The organism is Roseimarinus sediminis (genome assembly GCF_050433125.1).
In the GTDB taxonomy this organism is placed as follows: domain Bacteria; phylum Bacteroidota; class Bacteroidia; order Bacteroidales; family Prolixibacteraceae; genus Roseimarinus; species Roseimarinus sediminis.
In genome coordinates, this window is the sequence record NZ_JBNPXV010000013.1 from 44,103 (window position 1) to 60,096 (window position 15,994).

At 43.7% G+C, this 15,994-nt stretch carries 14 protein-coding genes; 5 read left to right on the plus strand and 9 right to left on the minus strand.

Annotated features, from left to right (window positions below):
• Window positions 1–73: 73 nt before the first annotated feature.
• The 9 genes from FHS86_RS15290 to gldB form a co-directional block, all read right to left on the minus strand.
• The gene (locus FHS86_RS15290) at window positions 74–1,525 is read right to left on the minus strand and encodes a TrkH family potassium uptake protein (protein ID WP_429415580.1); all 1,452 of its coding nucleotides are present in this window, start codon (window positions 1,523–1,525) and stop codon (window positions 74–76) included.
• 13 nt (window positions 1,526–1,538) lie between these two features.
• On the minus strand, window positions 1,539–3,383 hold the full coding sequence (locus tag FHS86_RS15295) for a sensor histidine kinase (RefSeq protein WP_429415583.1): 1,845 nt from the start codon (window positions 3,381–3,383) through the stop codon (window positions 1,539–1,541).
• Window positions 3,384–3,579: 196 nt separating this feature from the next.
• The gene (locus FHS86_RS15300) at window positions 3,580–4,926 is read right to left on the minus strand and encodes a sigma-54-dependent transcriptional regulator (RefSeq protein ID WP_429415586.1); all 1,347 of its coding nucleotides are present in this window, start codon (window positions 4,924–4,926) and stop codon (window positions 3,580–3,582) included.
• Between the two features lie 96 nt (window positions 4,927–5,022).
• Window positions 5,023–5,529 carry a DUF3124 domain-containing protein gene (locus tag FHS86_RS15305; RefSeq protein WP_429415589.1) on the minus strand — a complete coding sequence of 169 codons (507 nt, stop codon included), beginning with the start codon at window positions 5,527–5,529 and terminating at the stop codon, window positions 5,023–5,025.
• Window positions 5,530–5,658: 129 nt separating this feature from the next.
• A complete protein-coding gene (locus FHS86_RS15310; protein ID WP_429415592.1) occupies window positions 5,659–6,756 on the minus strand; it encodes a redoxin domain-containing protein in 1,098 nt (365 codons plus the stop codon).
• A 32-nt stretch (window positions 6,757–6,788) separates the two neighbouring features.
• On the minus strand, window positions 6,789–7,898 hold the full coding sequence (gene meaB, locus FHS86_RS15315) for a methylmalonyl Co-A mutase-associated GTPase MeaB (RefSeq protein WP_429415595.1): 1,110 nt from the start codon (window positions 7,896–7,898) through the stop codon (window positions 6,789–6,791).
• Window positions 7,899–8,030: 132 nt separating this feature from the next.
• Window positions 8,031–9,107, minus strand: a complete 1,077-nt coding sequence (locus FHS86_RS15320) for a DUF1573 domain-containing protein (protein ID WP_429415598.1) — start codon at window positions 9,105–9,107, stop codon at window positions 8,031–8,033.
• Between the two features lie 332 nt (window positions 9,108–9,439).
• Entirely contained in the window at window positions 9,440–10,474 is a 1,035-nt protein-coding gene (locus FHS86_RS15325) for an ATP-dependent 6-phosphofructokinase (RefSeq protein WP_429415601.1), read from the minus strand.
• Between the two features lie 71 nt (window positions 10,475–10,545).
• Window positions 10,546–11,550: a gliding motility lipoprotein GldB gene (gene gldB / locus FHS86_RS15330; protein WP_429415604.1), complete on the minus strand. Its 1,005-nt coding sequence runs from the start codon at window positions 11,548–11,550 to the stop codon at window positions 10,546–10,548.
• Between the two features lie 152 nt (window positions 11,551–11,702).
• Here gldB and FHS86_RS15335 point away from each other — a divergent pair, with 152 nt between their 5' ends.
• The 5 genes from FHS86_RS15335 (at window position 11,703) to FHS86_RS15355 (ending at window position 15,974) form a co-directional block, all read left to right on the plus strand.
• Entirely contained in the window at window positions 11,703–12,377 is a 675-nt protein-coding gene (locus FHS86_RS15335; RefSeq protein WP_429415607.1) for an outer membrane beta-barrel protein, read from the plus strand.
• A 96-nt stretch (window positions 12,378–12,473) separates the two neighbouring features.
• Window positions 12,474–14,123: an NAD+ synthase gene (locus FHS86_RS15340; RefSeq protein WP_429415610.1), complete on the plus strand. Its 1,650-nt coding sequence runs from the start codon at window positions 12,474–12,476 to the stop codon at window positions 14,121–14,123.
• Window positions 14,124–14,219: 96 nt separating this feature from the next.
• On the plus strand, window positions 14,220–14,921 hold the full coding sequence (locus FHS86_RS15345) for a Crp/Fnr family transcriptional regulator (RefSeq protein WP_429415612.1): 702 nt from the start codon (window positions 14,220–14,222) through the stop codon (window positions 14,919–14,921).
• An 87-nt stretch (window positions 14,922–15,008) separates the two neighbouring features.
• Window positions 15,009–15,644, plus strand: coding sequence for a hypothetical protein (locus FHS86_RS15350; RefSeq protein WP_429415615.1), 636 nt, complete (start codon window positions 15,009–15,011; stop codon window positions 15,642–15,644).
• Between the two features lie 36 nt (window positions 15,645–15,680).
• Window positions 15,681–15,974, plus strand: coding sequence for a winged helix-turn-helix domain-containing protein (locus FHS86_RS15355; protein ID WP_429415618.1), 294 nt, complete (start codon window positions 15,681–15,683; stop codon window positions 15,972–15,974).
• The last annotated feature ends 20 nt before the right edge of the window (window positions 15,975–15,994 follow it).

Below are 15,994 nucleotides of genomic sequence, written 5' to 3' on the forward strand. Positions count from 1 at the left end.
GTGGCGCTATTTCTTCAGAATAAGGATGCGGCTAAAAAAGTGATAAATAGTTTCATCTGGCCAGAAAGTGGCTTTATGCTTCCCAATAAAAGGGTGAAAAAAGAATGAGTACGGTATAAATCTCGAGCCGGCCGGCCAGCATCAGAAAGGTAAGCAGGTTTTTTGCCATATCGGGCAAATGGGCGAAGTTACTTACCGGCCCCACCGAACCGATGCCCGGTCCAATACCTGCCATACAGGTTGCCACTGAACTGGCTGCTGTTTTGGTATCTATTCCCATCAATAAAAGCAGAAAGCTGCCTGCCAGAAAGACCATCAGATAAACAGCAATGAAACCAAGAATCGTGTTGTTCTCGTCGTGCGACAACGAGCGTTTATTAAGTTGAAGCGGCAGAATTGCATGGCGCGAACGCATCAGACTGAAGTGTGACTTAATGTTTTTAAACAACACCAGATGACGAACCATTTTTATGCCTCCTGCCGTAGAACCTGTACTTCCACCCAAAAACATCGCCATAAATAACAAAGAAGAAGCAACAATCGGCCATTGCAGGTAATCGCTTGTAGCAAAGCCTGTGCAGGTTACAATCGACACCACCTGAAAGATGGCATAGCGGAAGGATAATTCGAAATCAAGCTGCATTTGGAAATACAGTACCAGGGTGGTAATGGTCACCAAAACACCCACTGTCTTCAAATAAAACCAGAACTCTTCGTTGGTTTTAATTCTTCGGAATTGTCCTTTGAAAATGAAATAATGCACAATGAAGTTCATTCCTGCAAGCAGCATGAAGAAGGTGATAACATACTGAATATAGGGTGAATAATTGGCAATACTGGTGTTTTTGGGAGAAAAACCACCCGTTGCAACGGTACCGAAGGCATGGCAAACACTTTCGTAAAGGTTCATTCCGCCAATCAACAACATGAGCACCTCGGCAAGCGTTAGCAAAACATAGATGACAAGCAGTCGCTTACCTACCGACCTGATTTTAGGTTTTATTTTATCCTGCAACGACGATTCCATGGTAAACAACTGGTAACCTCCTATTTGAAAAGAAGGCATCACCACAATAACAAGCAGAATGATTCCAATTCCACCAATCCAATGGGTTAAACTGCGCCAAAATAGCACAGACTTTGGAAGGGCTTCAATATCATTCAATATGGAAGATCCGGTGGTTGTAAATCCCGACATCGATTCAAACAGGGCATCGGTAAACGAAGGGATCGACCCCGAGAACAAGTAGGGTAAAGTTCCGGCCAGTGCAATGATCAACCACGAAAAGGTCACTGTAAAATAAGCATCCTTCTTTGTAAATTGCTGACTGCTTTCCCTTCTGATTGTTGGAAGCATAAGAAGCAAACCAAGGACCAAGGCCACTGCCCCCGACAGTAAAAAAGGGCTGGTTGCTTCATGGTATATCAATGCCACCATGGTACAAATGAGCATCGAAACTGCAAGCATAAAAAGGATCCGGCTTAGCAGTTTAATAACGAAATAAAAATTGACAATAAGCTTCACAAACAGCTGTTTTTTATCCTTTAAAAATTGGCAAGCCCACATGAAACGAGCTGCCCTTACCAGGTTCGCTTTCGAACCAAATTCGGCCATTTTGCTTCAATACAAATTCTTTACAAATGGCCAGGCCCAGTCCTGTCCCTTGTTGTTCGGAACCAGGAACCCTGAAAAATTTTTCAAAAACGCGTGGCTGATGTTCAGGCGGAATTCCAATACCCTGATCATTAACTGAAATAATTATCTCGTTGTAGCGGGCATCGACCGACACATCGACCCGCGTATGAGGCGCTGAATACTGTATGGCATTGTTAATCAGATTTACCAGTACCCAGGCAGTTTTGTCACGATCGGCATAAATTTTTGGCCCCCTGGCAGCAGGACCAAAGTGCAGCTCAATCTGCTGAGCGTGTGCCTTGTTGCTAACCGACTGCTCCACTATTTCAAGGAGCTGATCAAGTGAAACGGCCTCGGGATAAAAACGAATATTACCCGATTCAACCTGGGCCAGATCAAGTAACTCCGAGGTAATTGAAAGCATTTTATTGGTTTCGACCCGGAGTGCGTCAACGATGGTTTTTTGTTCGTAGTTCAAAGTACCCACGCGGCTGTCATCGAGCAGTTTCAGATTCAGACGCAGTGAAGCAATGGGTGTTTTCAGTTCGTGCGAAATGGTGGCAATAAAATTGGTTTTGGCTTCATTTTGCTCGAGATAGCGGGTGATATTTTTTAGCACAATCACTTTCCCTACCGGAATTGCATCGTGCTCACCGGTACGGGTAATGTTCACATTGAGTACTTCGCGGGCAAAATAGTCGGCTTCATTGTTAACAACCAGCTTTACCGGCTTAAATTCATGATGATCAAGGGCTTTTCCTTCGATCACATCGTTCACTATTTCGTAAAATACCTGGTTGCCTTTGGCAATTTCGGCGGCATGTTGCCCTAGCAACTCAGCCTCATTCAACGAGATGATCCTGCATGCATAATGGTTAGAGAAAATAATTTCTTTTTTTTCATTTAAGCCGATGATCACATCGTTCATGTTATTGATAATTGTATCGATCCGTTTCTTTTCGAATAACAACTCTGATAGGTTGCTGTGCTCGAATTCGTCCAGTTTGGCCGCCATGGTATTGAACGCAGCAGCCAGTTCTCCCAGCTCGTCGTGCGAATGAAAATCGAGCCGCTTACTGTAATCACGATTGGCAATTTCGGTAATCCCCTGGGTAAGCTGCCTGATGGGCCGGGCAATGTTGCCGGGATAGCGGAACAGAAAAAAGATGGAAATTGCAAAACAGATGGCACCAATGAACGAAAGGATGACAAAGGCCCTGTGAGCTGTGCTTCGCAGCAGTTTGTTCTTGTGACTGATGGCTGTCATGTTCATATCCCACAGGTCGACAATGAGCTTACGGGTTTGCGTATAAACTGGAAGCAACTGATGAAAATAAAGAGCAGGCATTGTTTCTTCTGCTGCCTTGAGCCGATCAAAGGTTAACAGAAACTCATTGTAGGAAGCCTTAATTGCATGCACCACGTCTTTTTCTCCCGTCTCGGTAATGTTGTTTTCAACGGCAAGCAGATGTTCCTGAAACGTGAGTTCATTGGTTTTCCATATACTGTCGATATTCACTGACTCGTCGCCGGCCAATGCCCTCAGTTGCTGATTTTTGATTTCGTCGATCGATTGAAGAAGGTACTTTGTTGATTCAACAGTTTGGTAATTTTCCTTCAACATGGCAGCCGATCTGCTTGATAAGTCATAAATAAAAAAACTGCCAACGCCCCAAATTAAGAGGATCATCAGAAAAAGAAAAGCGAAACCAAGAAGCAATTTATTCTTTAAGCTTAATCGTATCATGGTGCAGATGTTAAAAATGAATAATGCCAAAAGCCATACCACAAGAAAGAAGTTCTCCACCTGATAAGGAAAAACAACTGTAGCACAAGCTCATAAAAGTAGGTCGAAATTGTTTCAAATAAAGTTGGAAGAAAAAAACCTATCAAAACAGAATGCTTATTTTCTGTTTTGATAGGATGTCCGAAGCAGCGAGCTTCTATTTTAACCGGTATTGTTCTATTTTGCGATAAAGGGTAGGAACACCGATACCCAGTCGCGCAGCAGCCTGCGTTTTATTCCCTTTTGTCATTTGCAGTATTTTCTGGATGTGCAGCTTTTCAATTTCATCGAGTTTTTCAACATCACTGCCTTCATTTTCCATTATTGGAAATAGTATTTCACCCGGTAATAATTCGGCACTTAGCTCACGACTGTCGGAAAGAATCACTGCCCGTTCAACAATATTCTTCAATTCCCGGGTATTTCCGGGCCAATCATAGTAAAGCAGATGTTCAATAAACTGCTCACTTACACTGTTGATTCGCTTTTTTGTTTTCAGCGAATAAATCGACAAAAAAGAGTTGACGAGCAGTGGAATATCTTCTTTACGGTTTCGGAGTGAAGGTATGTTGATTCTGAAAACTGAAAGCAAGTAATACAAATCGTTTCTGAAATGACCTTCCTTCACTTCGGAAAGCAAATCGCGGTTGGTAGCACAAATGATTCTGACATTTACTTTCAGTGTTTGAGTATCTCCTATGCGGGTAAACGTTTGTTCTTCGAGCACACGCAGCAATTTGGCCTGTAGTTCGGGATGCATTTCTCCAATTTCATCTAAAAAGAGTGTGCCTTCATTGGCTTCTTCAAACAGGCCCTTTTTCTGGCTGCTTGCTCCTGTAAAGGCTCCCTTTGCATGTCCAAAAATTTCCGACTCAAGCAATTCTTTAGGAAAGGCACTGCAATTCACCGCGATAAAGGGCTTGTTCTTTCGCGGACTGGCATTGTGGATCGACTGGGCAAATAATTCTTTGCCTGTCCCAGTTTCTCCTTCGAGTAAAACAGTTGAATCGGTTGGAGCCACTTTCTGTGCCAGTTCAATGGTTTCTTTCAGTAATTTCGACCGGCCAATAATGCGTTCAAAACTATAGCGGGTTTTCAGCTTGCTCTCCAGCTCCATGATCCTGTACTGCATCCTGGCCTTTTCGATTGCTTTGTCAATGGCTACCAAAATCTGTTCATCCCCATCGCCCTTGGTAAAGTAATCGAAAGCTCCGTTTTTCATGGCATAAACACCATCGTGTATAGTGCCATAGGCTGTCATCATAATCACTTCGCTAAAAGGAAACTGCGACTTGATACTGCTTAAGAGTTCCAAACCATTGATGTCGGGCAATTTTACATCGCAAATAACAAGCAAGATATCGCTGTTCTGCTTGAGCAATTCGAGTCCTTTTCGGGCATTTTCGGCCTGCAGTACATCGTAGCCTTCAAGTTCAAGAATTCGCGACAGTGCTTTTCTTAACTGATTTTCATCGTCGATAACAACTATTTTTCCCTTTTTCATTGCCTGCCGTCTTAAAAATGTATCAAATGTAATGCAGTCGCTGCGTATTGCAAAGACAAACGCCTGCCAAAATCATTCAAACACAAAACGCTTAACTTAGTCAATAATGATCCCTTCGGTGATAAAAGAAAGCCCTTGCTGACTTGAGGTGCCAATCATTACAGCACAAATGTAGGGAGCAGTTACCAACGAGTCGCCGCCCCAATTCACAATGAATTTTGCACCGGCACCTCCCAGGTGTTCCTTGTCTTCGACCACCAGCTCAACCGACTCCATGGGAAGCAATACCAGCGTAGAGTCGAGATAGTTTCGCAGCAATTTTCCAAAGGGGTCGTAATAATCGGCTTCGAAAAGGTAGACGGTATCCTTCCAGCTAATATTCCTGATACTCAGTGTTGCCGTTAACAAAAAGCGGCGGGATGCATCGATGTGATAGATGTCGGAAAACACAGGCACATAGCTGCTGTGGCTGATTTCGACATCGGATGGTGATAAATCGGTGAACGTATATTGATGGCTCGGATAGGTGATGGGCTCGTAAGTGACTGAACGCTCACATGCCCAAAAAAGCAAAAGCAGGATGAAAGATAGAATTGGTCGCATGGTGTTTTCAAATTTACTGTTTCAAGATACAACAATCCACCGCGTTTTACAATCGGTTCATCATGCACAATAACAACAAAGCCATCCGTGTTTTGCGGATGGCTTTGTTTGTATATTGATTAAAACTACTTAGTCGAGCAGTTCTGACAATTTGTTTTTAAGTGCAGCACCACGAAGGTTTTTGGCAATAATTTTACCTTCCTTGTCGAGTAAAACGGTGTGTGGTATTCCTGTCACACCGTAGAGGTTGGCAGTGGCACCGGGCTCATCGCCTTCCATGTCCCAGCCATGTAGCCAGTTCATTTCCATTTCGTCGATGGTACGAAGCCAGGGCTCACGCTCACGGTCGAGCGACACACCAATAATTTCAAAGCCTTTGTCATTGTAGGCATTGTACTGCTCAATTACATTGGGCATTTCGACCATGCAGGGCTGGCACCATGAAGCCCAAAAATCGATCAAAACATATTTCCCACGGAGTGACGAAAGAGAGAATTCCTCGCCATCGGGGCTGGTAAGTGTAAAGTCGGGGGCAACTGCTCCCACGCCAGATACTCTCAGCGCATCGGCACGATCCTGAAGAGCAACAACAAAATCAGACGATTTGATGGGCTCAAATACGTTCAACATCGAATCGAGCTCTTCGAGCTCTGCTTCCTGAAAGAAGTTCATCAGATACACATAAGCTGCTACGGGCGAGTAGCTGTATTCGTTGATAAAGTTACGCGCGTAAAGTTTGGTATTGTCGAGGATGGTTTCATATTCGAACCTTACTGCATCCATTTCCTCACTGTTTCCCGAGGCCTGGGCCTGACGGAAACGCTGTTGCAATTTTCCTTCGTCCTCCGAAAATTTGATTACTTCACTCATGTAAGTATCGAAGACCTCTTGAGCCGAAGACCCGCTTACCACATTGGCCTCAAAACTATCAGGATAAACGGTCATATCTATTTTACCTGCCTCAACAAAAAGCTGGGCAATGTAACGGTTTTGTCCCTCGATACTGAAAAGCCTCAATTCAGGAATTTCAGCATTGCCGGTGAAGGAAAATTGACCTTCGGCCAGCGTTGCAGTATCAACAGGAACCGGATTTCCTTTTTCAAATCCATACATCACCACTGCACCATCGCTTGCGGGTACAATATTTCCATTGAGTGTAAATTGGGTTTTATCGCCACAGGCCCATACAATAAGACCAAGCGAAACAACGAGCATTAATTTCTTCATTTGCGAAAATTTAGTCATCAAAATATTTATTATTATTTGCCGAAGTAGATGTCGAGCAACTCTTTAGCTGCTGCAAATGAACTCATTTTATCGCTCAAAACATCAGATTCGTACGATTTTAACTTCTTTTTTATTTCAGGATGCTGATAAAACGAGCTTCTCAGTTGCTCATTGATGCTTTCATACATCCAGTAACGGGCCTGTTCATTCCTGCGATGATCAAAATAATTATTTTGCTGCACAAATGAAATGTATTCGGTAATTGTGTCCCAGGTTTCAACAATTCCATTTTTCGTTAATGCCGAACAGGTAAGCACTTTAGGCGACCATCCCGAGGGAGAGGGAGGAAAAAGGTGTAAAGCATTACGAAACTGGCTGCGTGCCAGCTCAGCTTTATCAATGTTGTTTCCGTCGGCCTTATTGATTACTATGCCATCGGCCATTTCCATAATTCCGCGCTTAATGCCTTGTAATTCATCACCGGCCCCCGCAATCTGGATCAAAAGGAAAAAATCGACCATTGAATGGACTGCTGTTTCGCTTTGCCCCACTCCTACGGTTTCGATGAAGATGGTATCAAAGCCGGCCGCTTCGCAAAGGATGACTGTTTCGCGTGTTTTACGGGCAACACCACCCAGCGATCCGGCTGAAGGCGAAGGTCGGATGTAGGCATTTGGATCACTGGCCAGCTCTTCCATGCGCGTTTTATCGCCCAGGATACTTCCCTTCGAACGTTCGCTGCTGGGATCGATGGCCAGCACAGCCAGTTTCCCGTTTCGACTGGTAATTTCCTTACCCAGGGCTTCAATAAAAGTGCTTTTTCCGGCACCGGGAACGCCTGTGATACCGATCCTGATTGCTTTGCCGGAATGGGGAAGGCAGCGCATGATGATTTGTTGCGCCAGTTCATTGTGCTCAGGTTTGACACTTTCGATAAGGGTCACTGCCCGGCTTAAAATCATGCGGTTTCCTTCGAGGATGCCTTGAACATAATCATCGACATCCAACTTACGTCTTTTACCAGCCAGGTGACGGCCAACTCCATGAGGATTAATCATGGGGGGTTGTTCGATGCCGGAATTCACCTTTAAGGCCTTGTATTCGTGGTCGTTCTCGATGTGTTTTTGTTTGCTGTTACTCATGATGCCTTTTCTGATGTGCGAAGATACACCTTGAAATGTAAAATGACTGCTTGCAGTTGAATAAATATGTCGGTACCTGACAGCAAAAAGACCGACTGATGCCGGTCTTTTATTTCTTATATTTTCAACTGTCTAGTTTGCTGCCGGGACCTGAACTGTACCCATTACCCTGAGGATGGTAGTTGGGTTTTTAGGATCGTTGGTGGTTATGGTTACCGATTTATTTTGACGACTGCGCTTTCCTCTTGAATTGAAATCAACAGTAAGAGCAATGGTTTGCCCGGGTTTCACCAGACTCTCATTTTTAACGGCAGTACATCCGCAACTTGCACGAACATTGCGGATCAGTAAATCGCTCTCCCCTTTATTGGTGAGTTTGAATTCATGACTTACTGTTTCGCCCTGCGTGATGGTACCAAAATCGAAAACCTTGTTGTCGAAAACCGCTACGGGCGCCTTGGCCAGATCGTTGGCTGAAAGTTTAGAAAAGTTTTCATTCAATGTAACCGAAACGCCTACCGAATAGGTATTTTCCTTTTGATCGTTAATCAGGAGATATACTCTGTCGGAAACATAGCCGTAAGCATTCTTTTTATTGGCATCGTAGGTGATTTTCATTTTGCCTTCGCTGCCTGGCTGCACAACAGATGGTTCAAACTCTACCGAAATGTGTTCTGGTGCACGGTAAACCCCGAACGAAGCCGGCTGATCGGAGGTATTTACGAAATCGAGTACTCCTGATTTTACCTCGTCGACATACATGCTGCCCATTGAGAGGTAGTTGGTCTTCCAGCGCAGGGGCCCCATTACCCTTGGATATTTCTCCTCGAGCGTTTTTTCACGGGGTTCAACTTTTCCTTTGATATTCAAAACTACAACACTGGGTTGCGTATTGGCGTATACGTTCACTGTTTTGGAAAAAGGACCTGGCCGGTTCTTGGGATTGTAGCCTACTTTGATTTCGCCGGTTTTACCCGGCAATACAGGTTCTTTGGTCCATTGCGGTGTGGTACATCCACACGAAGCCCTGACATTGTTGAGCACCAATGGTTGATTTCCAGCATTGGTAAAAGTAAATACAGCTTCTGCAATGCCTCCGTCCTCTTTTATCGATCCGTAGTCGTGAACTGTCTTATCAAATTCCATTTTGGGTTGAGCCCAAAGCAGCGACACAGAAAAAAGCAATACGATGGTAAGAATATGTTTCATAATGTATAAAACTATTTTGTTTATTTCGTCAATAGCACCCTGGAGAAATCAAGCTTACTTTTGCTTGCAAATATGGCCCTGTGTTCAATAGCTGACAAAACGACAAGCAATTAAACATCAGACTAACAACACCTTAAGCACGCACTGGCATTCTCCCCAAAGCTAAGATAATACATGCAAAACTAATAAAATGAATCAATTAAGCTGTTTTGATCTGTACAAATTTTCCTTTTATAACTTCAAATTAACAGATCTTCAACGTTTAGACAATTGACTTTGTTTAAGGTTTAAAGCCATCAGCCTGCAATTAATTTGTATGGAAGCTCCTTCGATTAATACTCATCGCCAAACGAAACCCCCATGTTTCTGCATTTAATCACCAGGGGGTGATCGGGGGTTACCAGGTTCAGGTTACCTGAAACATCGCTCAAAGGAACGGTTGCCAGCTGATTGTTCACAATGGCCACCATCACACCATATTCTTCGCGGGCAATGGTTTCGGCGGCAAAAGCACCGTAGCGGGTAGCCAGAATTCGGTCGTTGGCAGTCGGACTTCCTCCCCTTTGAATATAGCCCAGACGGGTTTCGCGGGCTTCAACACCTGTATAGGTAGTAATGCACTCTACGATGTACGAGGCCGGAGAGTAACCTTCGGGAACTTTAATTCCTTCGGCCACCACCACAATTGAATATGGCTTTTTCTCTTCAAAACGGTCTTCAATTTTTTTACAAACTGAACGTACATTGTATTCAATCTCAGGAATAAGAATTACATCTCCTCCACCTGCTAAGCCGGCATGCAAGGCAATCCATCCGGCATCGTGTCCCATCACTTCGATGACCATGGCACGCTGGTGAGAGTTGGCTGTAGTGTGCAGGCGGTCGATGGCCTCGGTGGCAATTGCCACTGCTGAATCAAAGCCAAAAGTCACATCGGTACCCCATACATCATTGTCGATTGTTTTAGGTATTCCAACCACATTTAGCCCGAGCTCTCCTATTTTGGCAGCCGTTTTCATGGTTCCGTTTCCACCGATACAAATCAAACAATCGAGCCCCAGGTCTTCATAATTCTTCTTAATTAATTCGGGCTTATTAATGTTTCCGTCGTTTTTACTGATCTTGAAGGGTTTTTCACGCGAAGTTCCCAAAATGGTACCTCCCAGGGTTAATATACCCGACAGCTGGCTTTGTTTCAACTCGACAAATTCTTTGTGAATTAAGCCGGTATAGCCCGACACAAAGCCTATTACCTCCATGCCATGTTCCACAATGGCGGTTTTTCCAACTCCTCTGATGGCAGCATTCAATCCCGGACAGTCGCCACCTGCTGTGAGAATACCGATTCTTTTGGCCTTCTTTGTCATACAGAAATTTTTTAGTGAACACACAAAATTACACAATTCACGCTTGGGATCAAATTCTAATTAGCCCTTAGCTAATCGGGATAATAAGCCGATGCAGAAAGCAAGCGCTGCGCATCGTGCAGGGTCATCAGCTCCCTTAAGCCTACATTTTCATTCTTATTCATATAGGAACGGACTATCTGCCAGCCCAGCCAGGCACCTGTTCTACCCGGAGAATCCTGCCCAAACGCATTGGTAAAAGGAGCATCGCCCATAAATTTTCGGAGCACCAGCCGATCGCTGTTGTAAATAAGTTTTTGATCAACGAGATAAGTCCACATGGCGGCTTCATTTTCATCGCACCAATCCAGCTGTTTCCCGGTGTATCCAATCAAGACCGAATCGGGCATATCGGGCAACATGGCTTCGGTGTAATAAAGTAATTTCCCCTGATATAGCATGTTGGAAAGCAAATGATCGACCGAGTCGGAATAAGGATATTCAGTAAGCGCCCAGCCATAAAACAGGTCGGCTACCATCTTCATCGGATACATGTTCAGGGCCTTAAAACGCGGGATACCCAGGTATTCGTAAAAGCGGCAATCGGCTCCCAGGTACTTGTCGAGACTTAGTCCTACAAAATTCTCGGCTACAACAAGCGACTCATTAAAACCCGACACATAGGTGTAAATATCGGGAACCGCTTCTTCAGGGAAATAATAACGATAGTGTCTGAAACCCGAATCAATCCACTTTTCCAATTCGTCTGTGTCCCAAAAACGTTGCAACACCGTATCGGCCACTTCAGCAATAACCGTATCGCCAACAAACCGATTCAGTTCCTGCTCAAACGAGTCCATGCCAACGTGACCAATGCGAAGAATTTTTTCGGTATATAAATCAATAAAATCGCGGTGTTGCGGGTAGCTTTGCAATAGCTGACTCTGAGCCTCAAAGTTTTGCTGAGCAAAAAGCAGGCGATCAAAGCGGTGAATTTCGTAATTCACTTTGATGTCCGAAACCTTTATATCAAGCCGGTTGCGCTTGCAGCCAACCAAAGCCGACAATAAAAGCAATATGATAATGATCCTGTTCATGATACTTGTTTTTCTGTTGTCGTAGTAACGCTGTTTTTTTACTCTCAATTGTGTTACAAAGGTAGAAATCGGGAATTAAAAAGGAGCTGCTTTATTGATTTCATAAAATTCATCCTATTTTTGTGAAGTACAAGTACAAAAAAACTCAAACCATGATGAGACTCACGATCTTGTCAATGCTACTTCTTATCAGCATTGTAAGCACTGGACAGAATTTCAGACTGGGCTTTCAGGCCAGCCCTCATTTCACCTGGATGAATTCAAGCAATGGTACCATTAGCAACAGCGAAACGCGCGCAGGCATTAAATATGGTCTCGAAGCAGATGTGTTTTTAGCCGGTCATCCCCGTTATTCACTTAATACGGGGCTCTTTGTGTCGAATCATTCCTTTAGTGCTGCCTACCATACCGATGAACCCTTTTTCATCAATGATGTCACTTTTGATCAGCCTGTCGAATTGTTTTACAAAACGAACTATCTCGAACTGCCTCTTAACATTAAACTGCGTTCCGATCAGTTTTACCGAATGACCTTTTACGGACAATTCGGACTGACCAACCTGTTCAATTTAAGTGCCTCGGCAAGGTCGAGCGATTCAAAGTTCAGCGGCGAAAACATCAATGAAAATATTAACGACCGGGTAATTGCCCTGTACAGTCTGCACATGCTAATGGGCGGTGGAGTAGAATACGATATCGGCGGAAATACTGCACTCAATTTGGGGATACAATATTCCAACGGACTGACCGACGTAACTGACATCGGCAACCTGAACGAAAAAACGGTATTCAACTCGTTGCGTATTGTTCTGGGAGTTATGTTTTAAAAAACTCCTTTTACTAGTTATAAGGAAACATAAAACAATCAAGACATGCAGGCTGCTTGCCATCATGCTGTTGCATAATCACACAACACTGTTAATATGAAAATCGCACTGGTTCAGCTCAATTATCACATTGGCAATTTTCACCAGAATCGTGAAAAAATAATCTCAAACATTGAAAAATCCAGGGATGCAGGTGCTCATCTGGTTATTTTTTCCGAATTGTCGGTATGTGGCTATTATCCCAACGATTTGCTCGAACGAAAGGAATTTATCCGTTGGACCATCGAATCGATTGACAAGATAGTAGCGGCATGCGATGGAATAGCAGCCATTATCGGTGCTCCAACAATCAACGAGAGTCAGCGTGGTAAAAAATTATACAATTCTGCACTTTTTATTAAAGACCGGAAAATTGAAGCCACAATACATAAAACGCTGCTTCCTACCTACGATATCTTTGACGAATACCGCCATTTTGAACCCAACAAAGATTTTAAACTTGTTGAATTTATGGGTAAGAAACTGGCAATTACCATTTGTGAAGATCTTTGGGACGACCAGCCGACCAACAACAGTTTTGCCAAAAGTAAACTTTACAATACTTCTCCCATCGAAGAACTGAATCGCCTGCAGCCTGATTTGCTGATCAACATTGCCGCTTCCCCGTTCTCATACGATCAGGAAGGAAACCGTAAAGCGATTGTTATCAAAAACGCCCGCGAGTATCAGCTGCCCATCGTTTATGTAAATCAGGTAGGTGCACAAACCGAAATCCTGTTCGACGGAGGTTCGATGCTGATTAACAGTCGTGGTGAGGTAGAACAGGAACTGGCCTATTTCAGGGAAGACTTCAGAATGATTGACATGGAAAAGCTCCCTGAACGACAGGTGCAGGCCAGTGCTTCAAGCATCGAAAAAATACATGAGGCACTGCTTACCGGCATCAATGACTATTTCGGGAAGATGGGTTTTTCATCAGCAACCCTCGGCCTATCTGGCGGAATCGACTCGGCCGTCGTAGTCGCCCTGGCGGCAAGGGCACTGGGACCGCAAAATGTACGGGTGCTGCTTTTGCCCTCGAAATATTCCTCCGATCACAGCATTACCGATGCAGTGACCCTGGCTGAGAATCTGGGAATTCAATACGAAATTGTAAACATTCAGAACATCGTCGATCAGTTTGAACAGGCAACTGCACCTTTATTCAAAAACCTTCCCCCCGATATTACCGAAGAAAATATTCAGGCACGTACCCGTGGCACCCTGATGATGGCACTCAGCAACAAATTTGGACCTATTCTGCTCAACACATCCAACAAAAGCGAAAGTGCCGTAGGCTATGGAACACTTTATGGCGACATGAACGGTGGACTTTCGGTACTGGGCGACGTGTACAAAACCGATGTTTTCCGTCTGGCCCGTTACATCAACAAAGATGGCGAAGTCATCCCCGAAAACATCATTACCAAAGCACCATCGGCTGAGCTACGCCCCGACCAGAAAGACAGTGATTCATTGCCCGACTACCAAATACTCGACGCCGTATTGTTCAGGTACATCGAAAAAAATCAGTCACCACAGGAAATTATCGAAGAAGGTTACTCCGAAACGTTGGTGCGAAAAATTGTTCGCATGGTTAACCGTACCGAATACAAACGATTCCAATCTCCCCCCATACTGAGAATTTCATCAAAAGCTTTCGGATTTGGAAGAAAAATGCCACTTGTTGCCAGATACGAAGGTTGAAAAAAACAGAAGACACAAAAAAAGTAAGGTCAAGACCAAAATTGAAATAAAAAGTTAACTTTGATGCTGCACAACATAAATTGAAAGAATAGACTTATGTTTAATACTGACTCGAGCATAAACTCGCCTCAGGAACCCAAAAAGTCAATCTTTAAATACCTTACACCAGAAGAAAAGGAAGAACTCGATGATCATTTGAAAAGGATCGTTGTTCATCGGAATGATTTCATTTTTAAAGAAGGGGATAAACCACAGGGATTTATTACACTGGAAGAAGGTAAAGTAAAAATATTCAAAGAAGGCGTTGGGGGTAGAGAACAAATTCTTCGTATGGTAAAGCCTGGTGGCTTTGTTAGTTATCGGGCACTAATTGCTGGCGAAAGACACATCTCGTCGGCAATGGCTATTGAAGATTCAGTGATTTGTGTCATCAATTCAGAACACTTTTTCAATAAGCTGCTCCGAAACAATGCACTTACCATCCGACTCATGACCAAGCTGGCCAAAGAACTGGGCTTTTCAAACTCACGCACTGTAACGCTCACGCAGAAGCATATTCGCGGACGCCTGGCTGAATCAATCATTCTGCTGAAATACAAATACGGCATCGAACCCGACGGTAGTACCATCAATGCCTACCTGTCGCGCGAAGACCTGGCCAACCTATCGAACATGACCACCTCGAATGCCATTCGTACCCTTTCGAGTTTTGTCAACGAAAAAGTAATTGCCATCGACGGACGTAAACTAAAGATCCTCGACCACCATAAACTCGAGAAAATAAGCCGTCTGGGATAAGAAAAAACCTGATTCTTTTTCATTTGCTATTGCTACTTTCAATAATTTGTATCAACTTTGCATTTCAAAGTACTTTATTGAATAACTATGAAAAGCAATTCACAGGCATACGATGACTTAAATGCCATCAGGCAGATGATGGAACGGTCATCTAAATTTCTTTCGCTTAGCGGGCTATCGGGTATTTTTGCAGGCATAAGCGCCCTGGTGGGTGCAGCTTATGTTTACTTTGTTCTGTTGCAGAATACCGGCTTAAGTTACAGTGAGTACATTTACAGTTTAAATCAGTCCGATGCGGGCCAAAGTAAATTACAGCTCATTGCTGTTGCTTTTATCACCCTGATGTTAGCACTCGCAGGTGCTTTTCTTTTCTCCTTGCGCAAAGCAAGAAAAAACAATGTCAAATACAGCAGTAAGTCAACCCGGCAATTATTAATTCATTTACTCATTTCCTTGATTTCGGGTGGTATATTTTGTTTGTTGCTTTTATGGCACAACAACGCACAGCTGCTTGCACCGGCAAGCCTTCTCTTTTATGGATTGGCGCTGGTAAATGCAGGAAAATTCACCTTTGGAGAAATTCATTATCTGGGTATCAGCCAAATCATACTGGGTTTAGCGGCAGGACTGCTGATTCATCAGGCACTGCTTTTATGGATCCTGGGATTTGGGGTATTACACATTGTGTACGGCATGATCATGTATTTTAAGTACGACCGTTAATACAAAAGTTTAACCAATTACACATCAGGCAATTTCATGCAAAATCCGATCGAAAATATCAACAAGGTTTTTGAAAGCAGGGTCCGGCTGGGCATCATGTCGGTATTACTGGTCAATGATGAGGTTGACTTCAACAGCCTGAAAACTTTGCTTGAGCTTACCGACGGAAACCTGGCCAGTCATCTGAAAGCACTCGAAAAAAATGAAATGATCGAAGTAGCGAAACAATTCATCGATCGTAAACCCAATACGACCTACTCGGTAAGCGAAAAAGGAAGAGCTGCCTTTCAGAAACATCTTACAGCTTTAGAACAACTTATCAATAAATAGATTTTTTTTATTCATTTACT